Genomic DNA, 4,228 nt, shown 5'->3' with positions numbered 1-4,228 from the left:
GCGCAACTCGGAGATTGGCCCGGCCCGCTTCGTCTGGCGCTACCATCCAAAGGTCTTACTTTCAAGCCTGCAAAAGGAGGAGCCTCGATGGCTGCACAGCCCCCCACCGTGCCGCGTGGCAAGACGTCGCTCGACAAGACGCTCAAGAAGAGCGAAGAAGTGGCCGCCGATGTGCAGCGGGCCTCGGACAATCTCGCCGTCGTGAACACGGTGCTCGAACAGGAGCTGCCGGACGAAGTGCAGGTTGGCGAGGTGGCGCAGGCCATCGAGCAGACGGGCCAGCTCGAGCAGAAGCTCGCCAAGTCGGCCGAGAAGCTGGCCGAGGTCAACGCGGCATTGAGCGAAGAAATCGAGAAGCGCCGCGAGGTAACGGCCGAGCGCGATGAAAGCCAGGCGCTGGCCGAAGAGCTCAAGGCAAGGATCCGCTCCGACAACCAGCACTGAGCGCAGCGCCGCGCCAGAACGCGCTGTCCGTATCCCTTCTCCTACGCTGCGGCCGCGTCCGGCACGCTACGCTATTGGTTCTCAGAACGAAACCACGGCATGGCCCTCATCACGTTCCTCGTCGAGGACAACAAGACCATCAGGGACAACCTGGTCCCGGCCCTCGAAGATCTGGTCAACGGCCAGGTCGTCGGCTTTGCCGAAACCGAAACGGATGCGCTCGCCTGGCTCGCCGTTCATCCCCATGACTGGCAACTGCTCATCGTCGACCTGTTCCTGAAGGAAGGCTCCGGCCTGGGCGTGCTCTCGGGCTGCAAGGCGCGCGGTCCGGGCCAGCGCGTCGTGGTGCTGAGCAACTACGTCACCGCCGACATCCGCGCACGCTGCGAAGCGCTGGGTGCCGATGCGGTGTTCGACAAGTCGCGCGATCTCGACGCCTTCATCGAATACTGCAACACCGACCGGCCCTCGGGCTTCGCAAGCCTGGCCTGAAAAGCACGGCCGGCAGGCACAAAAAAAGGGCCCGAAGGCCCTTTTCTCTTTTGCGCGCCTGGATCAGCGAACCACGGCGATCTGCGTACGCACGCCACCCTTGTAGGTGAAGAGCGTCAGCGCGCCGTTCTTGATGTCGCCCTTTTCGTCGAAGGCGATCGGGCCGGTCACGCCCTTGTATTGCACCTTGCCGACTTCGGGCAGGTACTTTTCAGGGTCGGCGGAACCGGCCTTGACCATGGCCGTCGCCGCCCATGAACTTGACGTTCAGGCCGAGCTGCTTGACCTGCTTGAGCATCGGGCCGCCGACGGCGTCCATGCCGCCGAAGAACAGCACGTCAGGCTTGGCGGACTTGAGCTTGGTCAGGATGGCGTTGAAGTCGGTCGACTTGTCGGTGGTGAATTCGTGGCCCACGATGGTCCCGCCGGCAGCCTTGGCCGCCTTCTCGAACTCTTCGGCAACGCCCTGGCCGTAGGCCGTGCGGTCGTCGATCACGGCAATGTTCTTGCCCTTGAGCGTTTCGACGGCGTACTTGCCGAGCGTGCCGCCGAGCTGGGTGTCGTCGGCCACCACGCGGAACGTGGTCTTGAAGCCCTGGCGCGTGTACTTGGGGTTGGTTGCCGACGGCGAGACCTGCGGAATGCCGGCGTCGCTGTAGAGCTTGGAAGCAGGAATGGTCGTGCCCGAGTTCAGGTGGCCGACGATGCCGTTGACCTTGCTGTCGACCAGCTTCTGGGCCACTGCGGTGCCTTGCTTCGGATCGCCGGCGTCGTCTTCTGCCAGCAGTTCGAACTTGGCAACCTTGTCGCCGATCTTCAGGCCCTTGGCATTGAGGTCTTCGATGGCCATCTTGGCGCCGAGCTCGTTGTCCTTGCCCAGGTGGGCAATGGCACCGCTGGTGGGGCCGACGTGGCCGATCTTGACGATCAATGCATCTGCCGGAGGCGCTGCAGGTGCGGGGGCCGCTGCCGTGGGCGCCGGAGCGGCGGGCGCAGCAGCTTCTTCTTTCTTGCCGCAAGCCACAAGCGTGAGAGCAGCCAGTGCGACCGCAGTCCATTTCAATTGCATGAGAACCTCCAGAACATTGATGAATAAACCAAAAACCGGTCGTGTGATCCGGGCGCGAAGACCTCGCAAGTTTCGCGCCGCAGACCAGCGGCACCCTCCCGCCCCATCGACCTGGCGCGCAGTTTAGCTGAAGCTTTATGCGCCGGAAGCTGGCGTAGACCCTGTGTTTTCAGAGAGCTCGGCGGCCATGGCTTCGATCACCAAGGCACGCAGCACGGCCTCGATTTCCTCCCGCAGCCGGGGCACCATCGCATCGAGCTGCTGCTGCACGGCGGCCGAGACCGTGTCGCTCAGGCGCTCTTCCAAAGACAGGTCGACGCGCTGCAGCACGCGGTGCAGAAGCTGCTCTTCGAGGCGGACGATTTCGGCCTCGGAACGCTGCTCGGCCGGAGGCAATGCCACGGCTTCGGCGGGGTCGACCGCCGGTGGTGGCGGCGCGCTGGCGGGCGTTGCCGCCTCGGCGGCAGGCGGCTCGGCGGGGAGGTCGAGCACCGTGGTCAGCGTGGGAACGAACCGGGGCGGCGTGCGCAGCGTGCTGGCCATCAGGAGGCGCTCCTTGCAAAGTCGTGCGGCTGGATCGAATAGCCCCGGTCGGCATAGTGGCGCCAGCGCGAGCGGCCGATCTGCCGATCGTCGGTCTCGTTGCTCACGATGTCGACCAGGCGCTCGAAGCGCTCGAAGCCGACGGGCACCGTGGGCCCGAGATTGACCAGCATCTCGCGGTGCGCGAGCCCCGCGGCGTCCGCGCCCTCGGCGCAAAGAATGACCGGCGAGCGCGCCACCAGGTGGGGCTGCGCATCGCCGCGGCAATGCGCGATGAAGTCGCAGGGCGAGAGCTGCCAGAGCGCCGCATCGACCGCCTCCAGCATCTGCGGCTCGCCCACCACGACCACCCGCAAGCCGCGCACGCTCACGGCCTTGCGCACCAGCCGGCAGGCGTAGTTCGCCTTGTCCGGCAGATTGAAATGAAAGCCGATTTCCGTCACTGCGCGGACCGGGCCTTGCGCGCGGCCGCGCCGGGCTCCTTGCGCGCCGCCTTCTTGGGCGATACCGCCTGGGCCGCGCCGCTGCGCGCGCGTTCCATCAGATAGGAGACCAGCAGGCCCACCGGCCGGCCGGTCGAGCCCTTGGCCGCCCCGCTCTTCCAGGCCGTGCCTGCGATGTCCAGGTGGGCCCAGGTGAAATCGCCGGCAAAGCGCTGCAGGAACTTGGCCGCGGTGATGGCGCCGCCGGCTCGGCCGGCCACGTTGGCGACGTCGGCAAAGTTGCTCTTCAGGCCTTCGGCGTATTCGTCGTCCAGCGGCAGCCGCCAGCAGCGGTCCTGCGACTGCTCGCCGGCCGCCTGGAGCGCCTCGGCCAGCGAATCGTCGCTGGTGAACAGGCCGCTGCGCACGCCGCCCAGCGCCACCACGCAGGCGCCGGTGAGCGTGGCGATGTCGATCACGGCCGCGGGCTCGAAGCGCTTGGCATAGGTGAGCGCGTCGCACAGGATGAGGCGGCCTTCGGCATCGGTGTTGAGCACTTCGATGGTCTGGCCGCTCATGCTGGTCACCACGTCGCCGGGCTTGATCGCGCGGCCGTCGTTCATGTTCTCGCACGAGGGCACGAGGCCCACCACGTTGATGGCCGGCTGGATCTCGCCAAGCGCGCGGAAGGTGCCCAGCACGCTGGCCGCGCCGCACATGTCGAACTTCATTTCGTCCATTTCGGCCGCCGGCTTGAGCGAGACGCCGCCGGTGTCGAAGGTGATGCCCTTGCCGACCAGCACCACGGGCGCCTRGTCCTTGGGCCCGCCCTGGTAGCGCAGCACGATGAAACGCAGCGGTTCGGCCGAGCCTTGCGCCACGGCCGCGAACGAGCCCATGCCGAGTTTTTGCACTTCCTTGGGACCCAGCACCTCGCATTTGACGCGGGGCAGCTTGCCGAGCTCCTTGGCGGCCTCGGCCAGCAGCGTGGGCGTGCAGTAGTTGCCGGGGCGGTTGCCCCACTCCTTGGCGAGCTCGATGCCGGCGACGGTGGCACGGGCTTCGTCGAAGGCCGTGCCCACCGCTGCCGCGTCGGCCACGCCGAGCGTCAGGTGGCGGATGGTGCGCCCGTTCTCGCCGTTCGAGGTCTTGGCCTTGGTGGTGGTGTAGACGTAGCTGGCGTCGGCGGCGGCGGCCACCGCGCTGCCCACGGCACGTAGCTGGCGTCGGCGGCGGCGGCCACCGCGCTGCCCACGGC

Annotated in this window: 5 protein-coding genes and 1 pseudogene; 2 read left to right on the top strand and 4 right to left on the bottom strand. The window is 67.1% G+C overall.

The features are described 5' to 3' along the window. Positions 1 to 87 precede the first annotated feature (87 nt). Positions 88 to 444: a hypothetical protein gene (locus AC1DOC_RS26880; RefSeq protein ID WP_012747839.1), complete on the top strand. Its 357-nt coding sequence runs from the start codon at positions 88 to 90 to the stop codon at positions 442 to 444. Between the two features lie 99 nt (positions 445 to 543). Next, positions 544 to 936, top strand: a complete 393-nt coding sequence (locus AC1DOC_RS26875) for a response regulator (protein ID WP_012747838.1) — start codon at positions 544 to 546, stop codon at positions 934 to 936. A 63-nt stretch (positions 937 to 999) separates the two neighbouring features. On the opposite strand, the pseudogene AC1DOC_RS26870 reads toward AC1DOC_RS26875, so the two are convergent. From AC1DOC_RS26870 to AC1DOC_RS26855, 4 genes and pseudogenes are all read right to left on the bottom strand, one after another. Next, positions 1,000 to 2,005 (bottom strand): annotated as a pseudogene (locus tag AC1DOC_RS26870) (branched-chain amino acid ABC transporter substrate-binding protein). Positions 2,006 to 2,140: 135 nt separating this feature from the next. Next, complete coding sequence (locus AC1DOC_RS26865; RefSeq protein ID WP_012747836.1) at positions 2,141 to 2,548, bottom strand: hypothetical protein; 408 nt, start codon at positions 2,546 to 2,548, stop codon at positions 2,141 to 2,143. Continuing rightward, positions 2,548 to 2,991, bottom strand: coding sequence for a DNA polymerase III subunit chi (locus AC1DOC_RS26860; RefSeq protein ID WP_012747835.1), 444 nt, complete (start codon positions 2,989 to 2,991; stop codon positions 2,548 to 2,550). Before AC1DOC_RS26860 ends, AC1DOC_RS26865 begins: the two co-directional genes overlap by 1 nt. Then, on the bottom strand, positions 2,988 to 4,228 hold a 1,241-nt coding region (locus AC1DOC_RS26855), incomplete at its 5' end, for a leucyl aminopeptidase (protein ID WP_478130846.1). The genes AC1DOC_RS26855 and AC1DOC_RS26860, both read right to left, overlap by 4 nt.

The organism is Variovorax sp. 01T439_2 (assembly GCF_056398445.1).
This window is presented reverse-complemented; position numbering and strand designations above follow the sequence as displayed.

Excerpts from the sequence above, each read along its gene's own strand:
- AC1DOC_RS26880 (WP_012747839.1), top strand. The coding sequence starts at position 88 with ATGGCTGCACAGCCCCCCACCGTGCCGCGTGGCAAGACGTCGCTCGAC.
- AC1DOC_RS26865 (WP_012747836.1), bottom strand. The coding sequence starts at position 2,548 with ATGGCCAGCACGCTGCGCACGCCGCCCCGGTTCGTTCCCACGCTGACC.
- AC1DOC_RS26875 (WP_012747838.1), top strand. The coding sequence starts at position 544 with ATGGCCCTCATCACGTTCCTCGTCGAGGACAACAAGACCATCAGGGAC.